Source organism: Streptomyces sp. NPDC058691 (genome assembly GCF_042714775.1).
Lineage (GTDB): Bacteria > Actinomycetota > Actinomycetes > Streptomycetales > Streptomycetaceae > Actinacidiphila.
Genome location: NZ_JBHXSO010000132.1, coordinates 1 through 1,449, shown reverse-complemented (window position 1 = coordinate 1,449; position 1,449 = coordinate 1). Strand labels below are relative to the sequence as shown.

The window sequence follows — 1,449 nt, the reverse complement described above, 5'->3', positions numbered from 1 at the left end:
TAAGGCTGAGACCTGATGCCGAGCCGATTGTGGTGAAGTGGATGATCCTATGCTGTCGAGAAAAGCCTCTAGCGAGTTTCATGGCGGCCCGTACCCTAAACCGACTCAGGTGGTCAGGTAGAGAATACCGAGGCGTTCGGGTGAACTGTGGTTAAGGAACTCGGCAAAATGCCCCCGTAACTTCGGGAGAAGGGGGGCCATTGCTGGTGAGGGAACTTGCTTCCTGAGCTGGTGGTGGCCGCAGAGACCAGCGAGAAGCGACTGTTTACTAAAAACACAGGTCCGTGCGAAGCCGTAAGGCGATGTATACGGACTGACGCCTGCCCGGTGCTGGAACGTTAAGGGGACCGGTTAGTCACTCTTCGGGGTGGCGAAGCTGAGAACTTAAGCGCCAGTAAACGGCGGTGGTAACTATAACCATCCTAAGGTAGCGAAATTCCTTGTCGGGTAAGTTCCGACCTGCACGAATGGCGTAACGACTTCTCGACTGTCTCAACCACAGGCCCGGTGAAATTGCACTACGAGTAAAGATGCTCGTTTCGCGCAGCAGGACGGAAAGACCCCGGGACCTTTACTACAGCTTGATATTGGTGTTCGGTTCGGCTTGTGTAGGATAGGTGGGAGACTTTGAAGCAGTGGCGCCAGCCATTGTGGAGTCATCGTTGAAATACCACTCTGGTCGTGCTGGATGTCTAACCTCGGTCCGTGATCCGGATCAGGGACAGTGTCTGGTGGGTAGTTTAACTGGGGCGGTTGCCTCCTAAAGGGTAACGGAGGCGCCCAAAGGTTCCCTCAGCCTGGTTGGCAATCAGGTGTTGAGTGTAAGTGCACAAGGGAGCTTGACTGTGAGACTGACGGGTCGAGCAGGTACGAAAGTAGGGACTAGTGATCCGGCGGTGGCTTGTGGAAGCGCCGTCGCTCAACGGATAAAAGGTACCCCGGGGATAACAGGCTGATCTTCCCCAAGAGTCCATATCGACGGGATGGTTTGGCACCTCGATGTCGGCTCGTCGCATCCTGGGGCTGGAGTCGGTCCCAAGGGTTGGGCTGTTCGCCCATTAAAGCGGTACGCGAGCTGGGTTTAGAACGTCGTGAGACAGTTCGGTCCCTATCCGCTGTGCGCGTAGGAGTCTTGAGAAGGGCTGTCCCTAGTACGAGAGGACCGGGACGGACGAACCTCTGGTGTGCCAGTTGTCCTGCCAAGGGCATGGCTGGTTGGCTACGTTCGGGAGGGATAACCGCTGAAAGCATCTAAGCGGGAAGCCTGCTTCGAGATGAGGACTCCCACCCCCTTAGAGGGGTTAAGGCTCCCAGTAGACGACTGGGTTGATAGGCCGGATGTGGAAGCCCAGTAATGGGTGGAGCTGACCGGTACTAATAAGCCGAGGGCTTGTCCATAGGTTGCTCGCGTCCACTGTGTAGTTCTGAAACAACGAACCCCGGCATGTT

At 56.1% G+C, this 1,449-nt stretch carries 1 rRNA gene (only partly in view); it reads left to right on the top strand.

From position 1 onward, the window contains the following. Nucleotides 1-1,398 (top strand): 23S ribosomal RNA (locus ACFWVC_RS38470); it begins 1,817 nt to the left of the window's first position. Nucleotides 1,399-1,449: the final 51 nt, after the last annotated feature.